Below are 15,313 nucleotides of genomic sequence, written 5' to 3' on the forward strand. Positions count from 1 at the left end.
GCCGCGCGCCACGGGCCGCGCGGCGCCGCACCTGCGCGGGCCCGCGTGGAACCCGCGTCCGCCGCGGGACGCCCGTCGGCGCGCGCGCGATCCGGCGAGGGAGGCGAAACCGCGGCGCCAGGAGCCGAGGAGACATGTATGCCCGTTCGGACCAGACCCGCGCCGACCGCGGACCCGGCCGTCACCCCACGCCCAGTACCCGCGCCCCGCGCGGCCGTCGGCGCGCGCACCCTGCGCAAGGACAACTGGTGGGTGGAACCGCTGGTGACCGTCGTCGTGCTCGCGGGATTCGTCGTCTACGGAATGTGGGCCGCGCTACGGAACGGGAACTACTTCCACGACCCGTACCTTTCGCCGTTCTACTCGCCGTGCCTGACGGATAATTGTCTGGACAACGCGACCCCGCATATCTTCGGCGATATATCGCCGGTGTCGCCGGCGCTTATCATCCTGGTGTTCCCACTCGGCTTCCGGCTCACCTGCTACTACTACCGGAAGGCCTACTACCGCTCGTTCTGGTGGGCGCCGCCGGCCTGCTCGGTGCCGGACTTCCGCCGCGGCTACCAGGGCGAAACCCGCTTCCCGCTGATCCTGCAGAACATCCACCGGTACTTCTGGTACTTCGCGGTCATCTTCGCCGGGCTGCTGACATACGACGCCGTGCTCGCGTTCATCTATGACGGCCACTTCGGCATCGGCGTGGGGACCGGCGTGCTGGTGGTCAACGCGGCGCTGATCTGGCTGTACTCGCTTTCCTGCCATTCGTGCCGGCACCTGTGCGGCGGCGGCCTGAAGCAGCTGTCCGCGGCCCCGCTGCGCCGCCGGGTCTGGGCCAGGCTTTCGGTGCTCAACCGGCACCACATGTTCTTCGCCTGGGCGAGCCTGCTGTGGATCATGGTAGCCGACTTCTACATCTGGCTGGTCGCGTCCGGCCATCTCACCGACGCGCACTGGGTCTCATGAACGGCCTCCGCCGCGCGGGCTTCGCCATCGTCGCGCGGCTCCGGCCGGAGATCGCGTGAGCGGCCTCGCGGATCTCCCAGACCGACTCCGCAAGCTCCGTCGATCCGGCAGGAACCCCGGCGCGAGGCTTCGCCATTTTCGCGCGGCTCCGGCCGAGGCCGCCCGAGCTCGCCAGCCAGACGCCAGGAACGAGAGAAGGAAACACCTGTGACAGCCGAGACACACACCTACGACGTCGTGGTGGTCGGCGCCGGCGGAGCGGGCCTGCGGGCCGCGATCGAGGCGCACGAGCAGGGCGCGCGGGTCGCCATCGTGTGCAAGAGCCTGCTGGGCAAGGCGCACACCGTGATGGCCGAGGGCGGCATGGCCGCCGCGATGGCCAACGTGTGGCCCGAGGACAACTGGCGCGTGCACTTCCGCGACACCATGCGCGGCGGGAAGATGCTCAACCAGTGGCGGATGGCGCAGATCCACGCCCAGGAGGCCCCGGACCGGGTCTGGGAGCTGGAGGAATGGGGCGCCGTCTTCGACCGCACCCCCGACGGGAAGATCCTCCAGCGCGACTTCGGCGGCCACCGCTACGCGCGCCTCGCCCATGTCGGCGACCGCACCGGCCTCGAGCTCATCCGGACCCTGCAGAACCGGGTCGTCGCGAAGAAGCTCGACGTTTTCATGGAATGCACCGTGCAGCGGCTGCTGACCGCGCCGGACCCGGCGACCGGCGGCGAGCGGGTCGCCGGCGTCTTCGCCTACTGGCGCGAGACCGGCACGTTCGTCCGGTTCGACGCGCCGGCCGTGGTGCTCGCCACCGGCGGTATCGGGAAGTCCTGGCAGGTGACGTCGAACTCCTGGGAGTACACCGGCGACGGCCAGGCGCTCGCGCTGCGCGCCGGCGCCGCGCTGATGGACATGGAGTTCGTCCAGTTCCACCCGACGGGAATGGTCTGGCCGCCGTCGGTGCGCGGCATTCTCGTCACCGAGGGCGTGCGCGGTGACGGCGGCGTGCTGCGCAACACCGAGGGCCGCCGGTTCATGTTCGACTACATCCCCGAGGTGTTCGCCGCGGACACGGCCGACACCGAGGAGGAGGCCGACCGCTGGTACACCGACAAGAAGACGGCGCGGCGCCCACCGGAGCTGCTTCCGCGTGACGAGGTCGCCCGCGCCATCAACTCCGAGGTGAAGGCCGGCCGCGGCACGCCGCATGGCGGCGTCTACCTCGACATCGCCAGCCGCCGCGACCCGGAGACGATCCGGCGCCGGCTGCCGTCGATGTACCACCAGTTCAAGGAGCTGGCCGACGTCGACATCACCAAGGAGCCGATGGAGGTCGGCCCGACCTGCCACTACGTGATGGGCGGGATCAAGGTCGACCCGGAGAGCCAGGCGACGACGCTGCCGGGGCTGTACGCGGCCGGCGAGTGCGCCGCCGGGCTGCACGGGTCGAACCGGCTCGGTGGCAACTCGCTGTCGGACCTGGTGGTTTTCGGCCGGCGCGCGGGTGCCGGCGCCGCCGCCTATGCGACAGCGCTCGCCGCGACCGACCGCCCGGCGCCCGACGAGACCCAGATCGCCGAGACCACGGCGCGGGCGCTCGCCCCGTTCGAGCGGGCCGCGACCGGCGGCGACACCGAGAACCCCTACCAGCTGCAGTCCGACCTGCAGGCCGTGATGCAGTCGCTGGTGGGGATCATCCGGACCGAGCGCGAGCTGACCCAGGCCCTCAAGGAGATCGGGGAGCTGCGCCAGCGCGCCGAGCGGGTCGCCGTCGAGGGGCACCGGCAGTACAACCCCGGCTGGCACCTGGCGCTCGACCTGCGCTCGATGCTGCTGGTCGCCGAGTGCGTAGCCACCGCGGCGCTCGCCCGCCGAGAGAGCCGCGGCGGCCACACCCGCGACGACTACCCGGGCACCGACCCGGTGTTCGCCAGGATCAACCACGTGGTCCGGCTACGCGACGGCGCCGTCGATCTCGCCGCCGAGCCGCTGCCCGAGATGCCGCCCGAGCTCACCTCACTGTTCGACCCGCCGCCATCCGATGTGCCCCCGCAGCCGGCCGACGCGGAGAAGACCCAGACCCCACCCGAGACGCCCCCGGTCGCCGGGACGAACAACGAGAGGAACGCCTGACGATGGGCTACGACCTGGCTATGCGGGTGTGGCGCGGCGACGCCGAGGGCGGCGAACTACGGGACTTCACCGTCGAGGTCGAGGAGGGCATGGTCGTCCTCGACGCGGTGCACCGGCTGCAGGCCACCCAGGCGAACGACCTGGCCGTCCGGTGGAACTGCAAGGCCGGCAAGTGCGGCTCCTGCTCGGCGGAGGTGAACGGGAAGCCTCGGCTGATGTGCATGACCCGCCTGAACCTCTTCGCCCCCAGCGAGACGATCACCATCACCCCGTTGCGTACGTTCCCGGTGGTGCGCGACCTCGTCACCGACGTGGCCTTCAACTACGAGAAGGCCGAGGAGGTGCCCACCTTCGCGCCGGGCCGGCCAACCGGCGAGGACGGGCACCACCGCATGCAGCAGGTGGACGTGGACCGCGTCCAGGAGTTCCGCAAATGCATCGAGTGCTTCATGTGCCAGAACGTCTGCCACGTGATCCGCGACCACGAGGACAAGAAGAGGGTGTTCGCCGGGCCGCGACTGATGATCCGCTACGCGGAGCTGGAGATGCACCCGCTGGACACGAACGACCGGCGTGACCTGCTGCGCGCGGAGGCCGGCATCGGCTACTGCAACATCACCAAGTGCTGCACCGACGTCTGCCCGGAACACATCAAGATCACCGACAACGGGATCATCCCACTCAAGGAGCGGGTGGCGGACGCCTCCTTCGACCCGATCGCCGCACTCGGCCGTCGCCTGCGGCCGTCCCGCGCCGGACGCTCCGCGCCCCGAACCTCCCAGATCACGACCTCCCAGATCACGACCTCCCAGATCGGCTCCGCCGATCCGGCAGGGACCCCGTCCGCCGATCCGGCAGGGACCCCGTCCGCCGATCCGGCAGGGACCCCGTCCGTCGATCCGGCAGGGACCCCGGCCGGGCCCGGCCTGGTCGAGCCCTAGGGGGCCCTCCCGGGGCTGGTTTCGGGGTTGGTGTACTCGGCCGGGACTGGTCTGTTCTGGCTTCGGGTGCCGGTTATGTTGACGCTGCGCCGATGCGCTGTCACCTTCGGTGGCCTGGTTGCGCCGACGGGTCGCCGGGGCGAGGTGAGCCCGACGGCGCTGCTTGGTGGGTAGAGCTGTTGGCCCGTCTGAACGGGACCAGTTCATGGGAACAAGGAACGGGCCGCTCCCTGGTGCTGGGAGCGGCCCGTTCTGTGTCTGGTGTGCCTCCGGTATCGCCAACTGGTCCTTCGACCAGCTCGCCACCAGCCGCTTTGGGCCGGTGAGATGCCGCCTCAGCGAGGCTGAGGCGGCACCGCTTCCACCGTTGGCTTGTTACCAGTTGGTGTTACTGGTGGTGCTGTCAGCTCTCGGTGTTCGCGCCGAGGGTGTTGCGCCGCCGCCGGGCCGCGACCCGCAGCAGCAGACCGCCGCCGAGGAGGGCGAAGGCGATGGAGGCCATGGCCCCGGTCTCGACACCGGTGAACGGCAGTGCACCGCCGGCCGGGGTCGCGCCGCCGGCGCCGCCACCTCCGACGCCGCCGACGCCGCCGACGCCGCCGACGCCGCCGACACCGCCGACACCGCCGACACCGCAGTTCCTGTTCTTATCGTCGAACAGGCCGTTGTCCCTGCGGTCCTTGTTGTCGACGCCGTCCGCCAGCGTGGTCCTGCCGTCCTTGTTGATGCCGTCCTTGCCGTCCTTGCCGTCCCTGAAGCAGTCCCTCTTGTCGTCGAAACCGCCGATCGGGATCGGAATCGGGAAGGGGATGCCGTTGATCGTGGTGACGTTGCCCTTGTCGTCCCTGAAGGTGCCGCCGATCCCGTCATCGCTCACGCCTGACGCGCCGTCGAAGTCACCAGGGCCCCAGGGATCCCAGGAGCCATCGGGGCCGCCGGGGCCGCCGGGACCGCCGGGACCGCCAGGACCATGAGGACCGCCAGGACCGCCAGGACCGATCACGAGGACCGTGGCCGTCAGGGTCCGGTTGATCGGCGCGGCGGACAGCGGGGTCTTGTCCTCCGCGGCAAGCTGGTCCTTGAGCAGCGGGTCGAGCTCCTCGTCACCGAGGATGCCGGCCGCCGGGAAGCCAGGCCCGGTCGCGGCGATCGTGCTCCTGCCGGGAGTGCTCAGGGTCAGCTGGCCGCTGATGTAGCCACCGCCGTCCGCGACCACCGTCGGCGGGACCGCGGAAACCCCGTTGATGCTGATGCTGATCTGCGCTCCGGTCACGAAGCCACAGCCCGCGAAGAAGAGCTGCTCGCCCCTTTCGATCACGGTCTGGCTCACCTGAAGCGAGCCGGAGATGCCGCCGCACTTTTTGGACGGGGGGTACGGGTCGTTGTGCCGCTTGTCGTCGAACAGGTCCCGCTTGTCGTCGAACAGGCCTTGCTTGTCGTCGAACAGCGGCCGGTCATCGACCGCCAAGGGGGTGACCGAAGGGTCGTTGGTGGCCGGGCCGCTGAGCGGTGGAGCGTCGTCGACCGCCAGGACGGCGGTCGCCGGTAGTGCGACGAACGCGAGCCCGCAGCTTGCGAGCAGCGCGACGCCTAGCGAGCGGAGTTTCATCGAGGCACTCCCCAAGGGGTGATCAGTGCAAGAAGCCAGACGATTGACTACGCGGAGGCTACTTAGCGTGACCGTCAGTGTCCAGAACCCTAAGGAGTCACTTCCCTACAGTGAGCGACCATGGCGCGTGAACGGGTAGTCCGACCACGGCGAGAGCCGCCGGCGTCACCAGCGGCTGGGTACGCACAGTGAGCGCGGGGCCGGCAACCGGCTCCCAGACCTGTAGCAGGAGCGTCCGCGGTCGGCCCCGGTCCAGCGGCAGGAACACCGACACGATGGAGTGGCCACGCTCGGTCTCGTTGGTGAGTACGGCCTGCTTGCCATCCAGCGTGGCGCCGATCAGGCGGCTGCCGACGCCCGTGTAGACCGACAGCCAGACCTGGTTCTGCGCGTCCTGGTTTCCGCCGGGCCCGCCGAGATCGAGGCGGTAGCGTACGTACTCGGGCAGGCCGTCCGGGGCATCGTTCAGCAGCTGCACGGCGATCGTCGCGACCCCGCCGCCGCCCGGCGCCGGGTCCATCCGGTAACCGACGGCGCGGCGCATCCAGTAGTCCAGCTTGCTGGCCGCCGCATTCTGGGTGACCACCGCCAGGAAAGGCCCGGGCGCGCTCGGCAGCGCTCCGCCGAGCGGAGTGGTGGAAAGAATGCTCTGTTCATCGGCGTGGTTGGTTGACACCAGCAGCCGGCCTTCGCCGGCAGCTCGGCCGAGCGCGTCGAGCAGCTTCGGCGTGCTACCGACGCCCGACGTCACCGCGCGGTAGACGGACTTGCCAACATCGGCGAAAAACTGGTCGCGCTCGTTGGTGTCGCTGATGAGCGCGTAGGCGTCCGACTCCACCAGCTTGACCAGGTCGCTCGCCTTGATCACCCGTCCGTCCGGCATGACGGCCGGCGTGGTCGCCGCGAGCAGGTAGGACAGGGCCGTGGGATCGATGCTGACGGTGCCGTCGACGTCGATACCCGTGGTCCTCTTGTAGAGGTCGGAGTAGAAACGGCCGGCCGTCGGGTAGTCGGGCGTGAGGTTGGCGTTCGCCCAGATATCGGTCGGCTGGTAAGGCCCATATCTGGCGGCAAGGTCGGCCGGCAGCCGCGGATCGGCCCGCGGCTTCGAGTCGGGGGGCAGCTGCGGCAGCTTCCCGTTCCCCGAGATGTCATCGAGGCTGAGTTCGCCGTTGCGCGCGGTCAGCACACCGAACCCGCCGATGATGCCGCCATTGGCCCGGGACTCGGCGGGGTTCTGCACGATCAGCAGGTAGTGGCGCGTCTCACCGCCCGCGCCCAGCATCGGCGGCCCGATCTCGGTGGCAAGCTTCAGGCCGGCGAGCGAGCCTGCAAGCCGGGTGGCCTGGCTGGCCGCGATGGCGCGGGCGGGCGCGAGCCCCAACCGCCGGCCGAGCCAGCCGCAGTCCGGGACGGCGGCGAGCGCCCCGCGGAACCTCTCGACGGCCACCGCGGCCGCGGCGACCGGCTCCTTGCCACGGGCGAGCGCCGCCAGATTGATCGTCAGGCCCGACCGCAGCGACGCAGGGTTGAGCGTGTCGGCGGCCTGGGCGATGGCGGGCAGCCCGCCGCCCGCCACGCCGTCGACCGCGACGGTCAGGGAGTGGGCCGACCGCAGCGAACAGCCGACACCGGGGAGGTGCGTGGCGGCGGACCACACCGGGTCCCCGGTGAGGCCGGCCGCCGAGTGGGTCCGGTCGCTGATCCGACGTATCTCGGCCGCGAGGTCGGCGGGCGCGGGCACGTCGCCGGCGAGCAGCCGCTGTTGCAGCCGGGTGATGTCGGCCCGTGCGCCGTTCAGCTCCGAGTGGGCGAGCAGGCCGCGCACACCGATCCAGCCGACCAGCGCGAGCACCGGCCCGAGGACACAGGCACCGACCAGCAGCGCCCGCCGGCTCGGCCGGCGCACGAACCGCCGCGGCCACCGTGCCACCCGGCCGACCACGGCCAGTGGCACGCCACCACGCCGGCCGGACTCACCCGCCCCCTCCTCCGCTCCGGCGCCCTCGGCCCGAGCCGCTTCGGTCCCGCCGGCCGGTTCGGTCCCGGCGGCCGGCTCGGGCCCTGGGACCGGGTTGACCGCCGCGTTCTCCGGTACGGATGCGGTCGCGTCGTCGGTGCCGACCGGCGTGGTGGCTTCGATCGCGGCCGACTCGGTGGGCACGGCTTGGGGTACGCCGGGTGCGCCGGCCCGCGTCGCGGTGGGCTCCGAGGACACCTTCCGTGCCTGGGACGAGCCGCGCCGCGACGTCACGTCGGCCCGCGAGACCTGAGCCGGTACGGTGACCTCGCCAGCCACCACGCCCTCGCCCGCTACCGCGCCCTCGTCGGCCGTCGGCGCCGAGGTGCCTGGAGCGGCTCGCTCCTCGTCGGCGGTCATGCGTCGACTGCGGGCGCGAGCCGGTCGGGCACGAGCTGGTCGGGCACGGCTGCCCGCTGCTCGGCGATCGCGGTGAGGCTGACCGGCTCGTCGCCCGCCCGCGCCGCGCCAGCCGGACGTCCGGCCAGCGCGGTGGCGGGTTCGCCCCGGCTGGAGGGATCGGCGGCTGGGCGCACCGGACGCGCGGGCAGCGCGACATGGGGCCACCGGCGGCGGCCAGCCGCGTCACCGCGAGAGAGACCGAGGCGCCGGGACGCGCCAACGCCTGCCGGCCCGGCGGCCGGGACCATGGTCAGCACCGTCCCGAGCACCTGGCCGCCAGCTGCCGCCAACGCCGCCGTGGCGCCTCGCAGCTGGGCACCCCGAGTGTGCCCGGCCCGGGCGACCAGCAGCGCGCCGCCGGCTCTGCTGGCGAGAACCGCCGCGCCGGCCTCCGACAGCAGCGGCGGCGCGTCGACGACCACGAGGTCGTAGCGGCTGGTCAGCCTCTCCAGGAGGTCCGCCATACCGCGCGAGGCCAGCAGCCCGCTCGGGTTCGGCGGTATCGGCCCGCTCGGCAGCACGTCGAGCCAGCCGTCGCCGACCCGGCCCGCGCCCCATGGCCGGGCCGCGGCATCCAGCTCGGCGGCGCCGATGAGCACGGAGGTGAGCCCTGGCGACGACTCGACGCCGAGGTAGCCGGCGAACGAGGGCTGACACAGGTCGGCCTCGACCAGGCAGACCCGCGCTCCGCCATACGCCGCCGTGATCGCCAGGTTGCAGCAGGTGGTGGACCTGCCCTCGGCCGCGACGGCGCTGGTGACGACGACCGCACGCGGCGGGCCGTCCACGTGCAGGAAGGGCAGGGTGGCGCGCAGCCGGCGGAACGCCTCGGCGCGCGGCGACCGCGGGCTCCCGTACACGACCAGCGGGCGCCTGGCCGCGTCGGGCTCATGAGCGACGGACCCCAGCACCGGCGCGCCGGTGATCCGGACGACGTCTCGCTCACCGGCGCGTGCCCGATCGCGCGGGATGTCGCGCAGCCGGCGTCCCAGCGCCACCGCGCCGCCGGCCACGAGGCCGATCAGGACGCCGAACGCGACGACACGCACCGGCCGCCAGACGGCCGCCGCGGAGAGCAGCCCACCCAACGCCGCACAGCCGAGAGCGAGGAGCCAGCCGCGCTGCCCGGCGCACGCCCATTCCAGCAGCCGCGGGATCCGCGGCCCCTGGATTCGCGGACCCTGGATTCGCGGGTCCAGACTCCGCGGGTCCGCGGGCCGTGGGTCCGCGGGCAGCCGATTCAGGCTCCGCGGTTCCGGAACCCCAGCTTCCAAGCCTCGCGGCTTCGCGGCCCGTGCTTCCAGGTCCCGTGCTTCCAGGTCCCGTGGTTCCAGGTCCCGTGGTTCCAGGTCCCGTGGTTGCGAGGCCCGGAGCTTGGAGTTCCGCGGTCCCAGATCCGGTAGTTCCACGCGTCCGCTCACCTTCCGCGCCGTCTCGTTGTTCCGCCGGGGCCAGACCAGGACTGGCGCCCAGGACACGCCGGCCGCGGCGCCCCGCCTCGTCGCGCTACCAGGCGGGACCTCTGTACGACTCGCCACGCCCACGCATGCCGCCGATCCGTAGCACCGAATCGACCTTCGGATGCGCTTACTCTATGGCGTCATGTGGAGACGTAGAGTAGAAGGCGTGCGTGGCCGGTTGTGGACGGCGGCCGTCGGGCGCCGCGTGTCGCGCCTCGTGTCGCGCCTCGAGCTACGTCAGCGGGTCGGTCTCCAGATCACCTTCGACAGCCTCGCGCTGGTCGCGGGACTCGCCGCCGCGCAGACCGGGCGGTTCAATTTCGACGTCGGCACGCTGCGCGATCCCGGGTTCTGGGTGATCGTGCTGCTGGCCGTCTGCCTGCTGCACTTCCTCGGCACCGCGCTGCATCTCTATCTCGGCCGATACCGGTTCGGCGGGTTCGAGGAGGTGCTGAGCATCCTCACTTCGGTGACCCTGACCGTCATCGGTATCGAGATCGCGGTGTTCGCGTTCGGGCAGCCCAGACCGCTGCCACTGTCGGTGCCGCCGCTCGGCGGCACGGTCACCCTCTCGATCATGTTCGGCGTGCGCTATCTCTGCCGACTGACCGAGGAGCGGCTGCTGCGCCCCGCTCCCGAGGGCGCGCAGGCGCTGATCGTCTTCGGCGCGGGTGAGGGCGCCGAGCAGGTGCTGGCCGCGATGCTGCGTACTCCCGACAGCCCCTACTACCCGGTGGCACTGCTCGACGATGACCCACGCTGCTGGAACCTGCAGCTGCACGGAGTGCGCGTCCGCGGCGGCCGGGACCAGATCGAGGCCGTCGCGAGGGCGACCGGCGCCGCGACGCTGCTCGTGGCGATCCCCAGCGCGGATGCCTCGCTGCTGCGGGAGGTCACCGGGCTCGCGGAGGAGGCGGGGCTCGCGGTCAAGGTGCTCCCGCGGGTCGCCGACCTGCTCGGCGGCAACGTCGGCGTCGGCGACATCCGCGAGATCGACATCGCCGACCTGCTGGGCCGCCGCCAGATCCACACCGACATCGCCGTCGCCGCCAGCTACCTGACCGGCCGGCGGGTGCTGGTCACCGGAGCCGGCGGGTCGATCGGCTCGGAACTGTGCCGCCAGCTGCACACCTACCGGCCGGCCGAGATAATCATGCTGGACCGCGACGAGTCGGCGCTGCGCGCCGTCCAGCTCTCGATCTATGGCCACACCGGCCTGGATGACGACTGCGTCGTGCTCGGCGACATCCGCGACGTCGACATGATCACCGCGCTGTTCACCGAGCGGCGCCCCGAGGTCGTCTTCCACGCGGCGGCGCTCAAGCACCTGCCGCTGCTGGAGCGCTTCCCCGGCGAGTCGGTGAAGACCAACGTCTGGGGCACGCTGTCGATCCTGGAGGCGGCGGTCGCCAGCGGGGTCGAGCGGCTCGTCAACATCTCCACCGACAAGGCGGCCGACCCGAGCAGCGTGCTCGGCTATTCGAAGCGGATCACCGAGCGGCTCACCGCGCACGTCGCCGCCGAGCGCGGCGTTCCCTACGTGAGCGTGCGGTTCGGCAACGTCCTGGGCAGCAATGGCTCGGTACTGACCATCTTCGCCAGCCAGCTGGCCGCCGGCGGACCGCTCACCGTCACCGACCCCGATGTCACCAGATACTTCATGACCGTGCAGGAGGCCGTGGAGCTGGTCCTGCAGGCGGGCGCGCTCGGTTCCAGCGGTGACGTGCTGGTGCTCGACATGGGTGAGCCGGTACGGATCGACGACGTGGCACACCGGCTCGCCGCCCGCGCCGAGGACAGGCCAGGCAGCCAGAAGATCGATATCGTCTACACCGGGCTCGGCGTCGGCGAGAAGCTGCATGAGGCACTGTTCGGCATCAGCGAGACCGACGACCGTCCGCGCCATCCGCTGATCTCCGAGGTCCCGGTGCCGCCGCTGGATCCGGGCCTCGCCGTCGAGCTGGACCCGTGGGCCGACGACGAGAAGGTCCGCGACGCCCTGCGGGAGCTCGGCCGCGATGGCGACCTCGCGGCCGTCACCGCCGGCCTCACCCGCATCCCCCACCAGCCCACCAGCCCCGACTCCGCCACCCCGCGCCGGTAACCCGGTAAATCCCGGTCACGCGGGTGCAACACACGCATATCAGCCACAGAAAGTGACGGCGCCACTAGCGCAGCGCCAACCAGCCGCCTGTACCCAGCACCACACAGGGAGAACGCTCAGCGTCCGATCCGCCACCCCGCGCCGTAAGCCCCGGTCACACGGGAGCAACACACGCATATCAGCCACCGAACGTGACGGCGCCACTAGCGCAGCGCCAAACCAGCCACGTCCTCAGCCCGACACCACACCAGCCACGGCCATACACCTGTACCCAGCACCACGCAGAGAGGACGCTCAGCGTCCGACAGGCAGGGCGGCGCGTCCAGCGCCCGCACGCCGCTCAGCGTCCGACAGGCAGGGCGGCGCGTCCAGCGCCCGCACGCCTCAGGCCCTGCCTCGGACGGGCGGGGGGGCCTGGGGGGCGACGCGATGGCCGCCGCGGGCGGCGTACCAGGCCACGGTGGCGTCCAGCGCGGTCGCGAGGTCGACGCCGGCCGCGTGCGGGAACAGCGCCCTGGCGGTCGCCACGTCGGCCTGAAGGTCGCGGACGTCGCCGGCACGCGCCGGTCCGAAGGCGACTGGCAGCGTGTAGCCGACGATCTCCTCCAGCTGGGCGACCATGGTGAGCAGGTCCACCCGGTTGCCGAACGCGAGGTTCACCGGCCGCGGGTGGGCGAGCCGGCGGGTGGTCGCGTCGGCGAGCATCGCCGCGATCGGCTCGACGTAGCCGATGTCGCGGGTCTGGCGCCCGTCGCCGAACACGGTCAGCGGACGGCCGGACAGCGCCGCGTCGATGAACGACGGGATGACCGCGGAGTAGGCGTGCCCGACCGACTGAAACGGTCCGAAGACTGTGAACAGGCGTGCCACCAGCACCGGCAGCCCGAAACTCGACTGGTAACCGAGCGCGTAGGCCTCGGCGGCGAGCTTGCTCGCCGCGTACGGGCTGCGCGGGGCGACGGCTCCGTCCTCCCGGCAGGGCAGCGGCCCGGCGTCGCCGTAGACGGAGCCCGACGAGGTGACGATGACGTGCGCCTCCGCCCGCTGGGCGACGTCGAGCACGGTGAGCGTGCCGGTGACGTTCACGTCGTGGCTGGCCAGCGGGTCGAGCAGCGAGCGCTCGACGGAAGGCCTGGCGGCCAGGTGGACGATGCTGTCCGCGCCGGCGGCCGCCTCCTCGAGCATGGCCCGATCGGTGACACTGCCGACGACGAGCTTCACCGGCAGCCCGGAGAGGTTGGACACCGCTCCGGTGCTCAGGTCGTCGACGACGAGCACATCGCAGCCAGCCGAGAGCAACGCCCTGGTCAGATGCGATCCGAGAAACCCGGCTCCGCCGGTCACCACGACCTTCATCGTTCATCACCCTTCGGAGTCAGGTAGATGCCATCGGTAGTATGCTTGCCACCCTCCCAATCTACGATCACCATCGAGAGTTGACACGACACAATTAGCGACGACCGCTCCGGCCGGGGCGTGCGCCGCCCCGACACCAGACGTCGACAGGGCGATCCGCCCACCTGGGCGGCCAGTTCCGTGCCCACGGAGCCGGCAGGAGCGCGGCGCCCCGTTGAACTCGCTAGCGAGGCGCTCTACGGTCACCTTGTGCCAACAAGCCGCCACCGTCGGCAACTAGTCATCGTGGGGACCGGCGGTTACGGCCGCGAGCTCCTCGACGTGGTCGAAGCCGTCAACGCCGCCTCGCCCGACCAGCCCGCCTACCAGTTCCTGGGTTTCCTGGCCGAGGAGCCGCGCGGTCGCGGTTCGGGCGACGCCACCGTGCCGACCGGCGACCGTCCCGCCGACCCGCTGGCAACCACCGGCCCGGGCGCCACCGGCCCGTTCGCCAACCTCGAGGCGTCCGTCTCGCTCGACGAGCGGCTGGCACCCGGCGAGCCGCTCCCGCCCGCGGACCGCGGGGGTGGCCAGCGGCGGCGACGGACGGACGAGGACCTGCTGGCCCGGCGCGGCACGCGCCTGCTCGGCGGGCTGGACCTGCTGGCGGATCTCGACGCCGACTACCTCATCGGCGTCGCCTCTCCGGGCGCGCGCGCCCGGATCGACCGCTACGCGAGCGCCCTGGGCCGCCGGCCCGCGACGCTGGTGCACCCGCGGGCCGCGGTCGGCGGCGATGTGAAGCTCGGCCCCGGCACGGTGGTCTGCGCGCTCGTCAGCATCACGACGAACGTCGCGACCGGCCGGCACGTGCTGCTCGACGTCGCCGCGAGCGTCGCATACGACTGCCGGCTGCGTGACTACGCGACGCTAGCCCCCGGGGCCCGCGTCTCCGGTGAGGTCGAGATCGGCGCCCAGGCGTGGATCGGCAGCCAGGCGACGGTCGTACGGATGCGCCGCGTCGGTGCCGGCGCGGTCGTCGGCGCGGGGGCCGTCGTCGTCGACGACGTCCTGCCCGACCTCGTCGTCGCGGGCGTACCCGCCCGGCCGATCGCCGCCACCGGGCCGGCCGCGCTCGGCGCCGGCTGCACCGAGGCCGCGGACGCCGCCGCCCTCGCGGGCCTGCCGCCGGATGACCTGCGCACCCCGGCCTGGCCACCGCCTCGACGTCTGCCGGCCGATGAGCACCGCACCGGCCTAACCGAGCAGGTCGAGATCGCCTAAACCGGCCCTAAACCGGCAAGGAACGGTCAGATGTGCACACGGGCGCACGGGATCGCGCGGGCGGAGCAATCCGGGCGCCGGGCACGGGCGGCCGACTAGCATCGAACGAGTGGATCGCTGGTACGAGCTCGATGGTTGCGACAATGTCCGCGATCTGGGTGGGCTGCCCACCGTGGATGGCGGCCAGACCCGCTACGGTGTCCTGCTGCGCAGCGACACCCTCCAGCACCTGACCGCCGTGGGCGTCGCCCGGCTGCGCGACGAGTTCGGCCTGGGCACGATCCTCGACCTGCGCGCCGTCGAGGAGGCCGCGCGCGAGGGCCGCGGCCTGCTCGAGTTCGAGCCGGTCGGATATCACAACCTGTCGTTTCTCACCACGCGCTGGGTAATGCCGGACGACCCCACCTACGACGCGCTCGTGCGCACCCGCACCAGCGACGACCGGGTCGCGCACTACCTCGACTATGTTCGCCTGGCCGGCGACGCGGTCGCGGCCGCGGTCCGCCTGATCTGCGACGCGACCAGCGGCCCGACGTTGTTCCACTGCGCCGCGGGCAAGGACCGCACCGGTGTGCTGGCCGCCCTCGTGCTCACCATCGCCGGCGTCGAACGCGACGCGATCATCGCCGACTATGTCGCCACCAACGAGCGCATTCATCTGATCGAAACCCGGCTCTCCCAGCTGCCGTCCTACAAACGCGGTATCCAGACGAGGTCGGAGGCCGACCAGCTCCGCGTCCGCGCCGAGGTGATGGCCGGCTTCCTCGACGGCGTCGACTCCCACTGGGGCAGCGCCGAGGCATGGGCGCTCCACGCCGGCGTCCCGGAGGAGTCGCTCGCCTTCCTGCGCCAGCGCCTGGTGACCACCGACATCTTCTAGCCGCGTCCTACCGCGTGGCGCAGAACGCCGATGCCCGCACACGCCGACGCCGACGCCGCGTCATGCGGTAGGACAGGGGCGGGGAAGCAGGTCTGAAGCGGCACTCCTCGCCGGGCTCGCGGCGAGATTTCCCGGGCGGGCCTTGCCTGCCGCACAGGGGCTCGTCGAGCGCACACGGGGCGCGG

At 71.9% G+C, this 15,313-nt stretch carries 10 protein-coding genes; 6 read left to right on the forward strand and 4 right to left on the reverse strand.

Going from position 1 to position 15,313, the window contains the following annotated elements; genetic code table 11:
• Window positions 1-138 precede the first annotated feature (138 nt).
• The 3 genes from sdhC (at window position 139) to QOZ89_RS04185 (ending at window position 4,034) form a co-directional block, all read left to right on the forward strand.
• Window positions 139-963 carry a succinate dehydrogenase subunit SdhC gene (gene sdhC / locus QOZ89_RS04175; protein WP_071046148.1) on the forward strand — a complete coding sequence of 275 codons (825 nt, stop codon included), beginning with the start codon at window positions 139-141 and terminating at the stop codon, window positions 961-963.
• A gap of 207 nt (window positions 964-1,170) precedes the next feature.
• Window positions 1,171-3,093 (forward strand): fumarate reductase/succinate dehydrogenase flavoprotein subunit, encoded by a 1,923-nt coding sequence (locus QOZ89_RS04180; RefSeq protein ID WP_071046149.1) that lies wholly within the window; start codon window positions 1,171-1,173, stop codon window positions 3,091-3,093.
• Between the two features lie 2 nt (window positions 3,094-3,095).
• The gene (locus QOZ89_RS04185) at window positions 3,096-4,034 is read left to right on the forward strand and encodes a succinate dehydrogenase/fumarate reductase iron-sulfur subunit (protein WP_312623007.1); all 939 of its coding nucleotides are present in this window, start codon (window positions 3,096-3,098) and stop codon (window positions 4,032-4,034) included.
• A gap of 403 nt (window positions 4,035-4,437) precedes the next feature.
• Here QOZ89_RS04185 and QOZ89_RS04190 read toward each other — a convergent pair whose 3' ends face one another.
• From QOZ89_RS04190 to QOZ89_RS04200, 3 genes are all read right to left on the reverse strand, one after another.
• Window positions 4,438-5,643: a hypothetical protein gene (locus QOZ89_RS04190; RefSeq protein ID WP_312623008.1), complete on the reverse strand. Its 1,206-nt coding sequence runs from the start codon at window positions 5,641-5,643 to the stop codon at window positions 4,438-4,440.
• 97 nt (window positions 5,644-5,740) lie between these two features.
• Complete coding sequence (locus QOZ89_RS04195; protein ID WP_312623009.1) at window positions 5,741-8,023, reverse strand: DUF4012 domain-containing protein; 2,283 nt, start codon at window positions 8,021-8,023, stop codon at window positions 5,741-5,743.
• Window positions 8,020-9,153: a CpsD/CapB family tyrosine-protein kinase gene (locus tag QOZ89_RS04200; RefSeq protein WP_157910399.1), complete on the reverse strand. Its 1,134-nt coding sequence runs from the start codon at window positions 9,151-9,153 to the stop codon at window positions 8,020-8,022. Before QOZ89_RS04200 ends, QOZ89_RS04195 begins: the two co-directional genes overlap by 4 nt.
• Window positions 9,154-9,667: 514 nt before the next feature.
• Here QOZ89_RS04200 and QOZ89_RS04205 point away from each other — a divergent pair.
• Window positions 9,668-11,629: a polysaccharide biosynthesis protein gene (locus QOZ89_RS04205; RefSeq protein ID WP_312623113.1), complete on the forward strand. Its 1,962-nt coding sequence runs from the start codon at window positions 9,668-9,670 to the stop codon at window positions 11,627-11,629.
• Between the two features lie 384 nt (window positions 11,630-12,013).
• Here the strand turns inward: QOZ89_RS04205 and QOZ89_RS04210 are convergent, their stop codons facing one another.
• Window positions 12,014-12,985 (reverse strand): NAD-dependent epimerase/dehydratase family protein, encoded by a 972-nt coding sequence (locus tag QOZ89_RS04210; RefSeq protein ID WP_071046152.1) that lies wholly within the window; start codon window positions 12,983-12,985, stop codon window positions 12,014-12,016.
• Between the two features lie 285 nt (window positions 12,986-13,270).
• Between QOZ89_RS04210 and QOZ89_RS04215 the strand changes: the two genes are divergently transcribed.
• Window positions 13,271-14,248, forward strand: coding sequence for an LbetaH domain-containing protein (locus tag QOZ89_RS04215; RefSeq protein ID WP_116271375.1), 978 nt, complete (start codon window positions 13,271-13,273; stop codon window positions 14,246-14,248).
• Between the two features lie 109 nt (window positions 14,249-14,357).
• Window positions 14,358-15,128 (forward strand): tyrosine-protein phosphatase, encoded by a 771-nt coding sequence (locus QOZ89_RS04220; protein ID WP_071046153.1) that lies wholly within the window; start codon window positions 14,358-14,360, stop codon window positions 15,126-15,128.
• Window positions 15,129-15,313: the final 185 nt, after the last annotated feature.

Origin of the sequence: Pseudofrankia coriaricola, assembly GCF_032027725.1 — a bacterium.
Lineage (GTDB): Bacteria > Actinomycetota > Actinomycetes > Frankiales > Frankiaceae > Pseudofrankia.

What these genes read in the sequence shown, in the direction of transcription:
- sdhC (WP_071046148.1), top strand. Translation starts at nt 139, where the DNA reads ATGCCCGTTCGGACCAGACCCGCGCCGACCGCGGACCCGGCCGTCACC.
- QOZ89_RS04185 (WP_312623007.1), top strand. Translation starts at nt 3,096, where the DNA reads ATGGGCTACGACCTGGCTATGCGGGTGTGGCGCGGCGACGCCGAGGGC.
- QOZ89_RS04190 (WP_312623008.1), bottom strand. Translation starts at nt 5,643, where the DNA reads ATGAAACTCCGCTCGCTAGGCGTCGCGCTGCTCGCAAGCTGCGGGCTC.
- QOZ89_RS04195 (WP_312623009.1), bottom strand. Translation starts at nt 8,023, where the DNA reads ATGACCGCCGACGAGGAGCGAGCCGCTCCAGGCACCTCGGCGCCGACG.
- QOZ89_RS04205 (WP_312623113.1), top strand. Translation starts at nt 9,668, where the DNA reads ATGTGGAGACGTAGAGTAGAAGGCGTGCGTGGCCGGTTGTGGACGGCG.
- QOZ89_RS04210 (WP_071046152.1), bottom strand. Translation starts at nt 12,985, where the DNA reads ATGAAGGTCGTGGTGACCGGCGGAGCCGGGTTTCTCGGATCGCATCTG.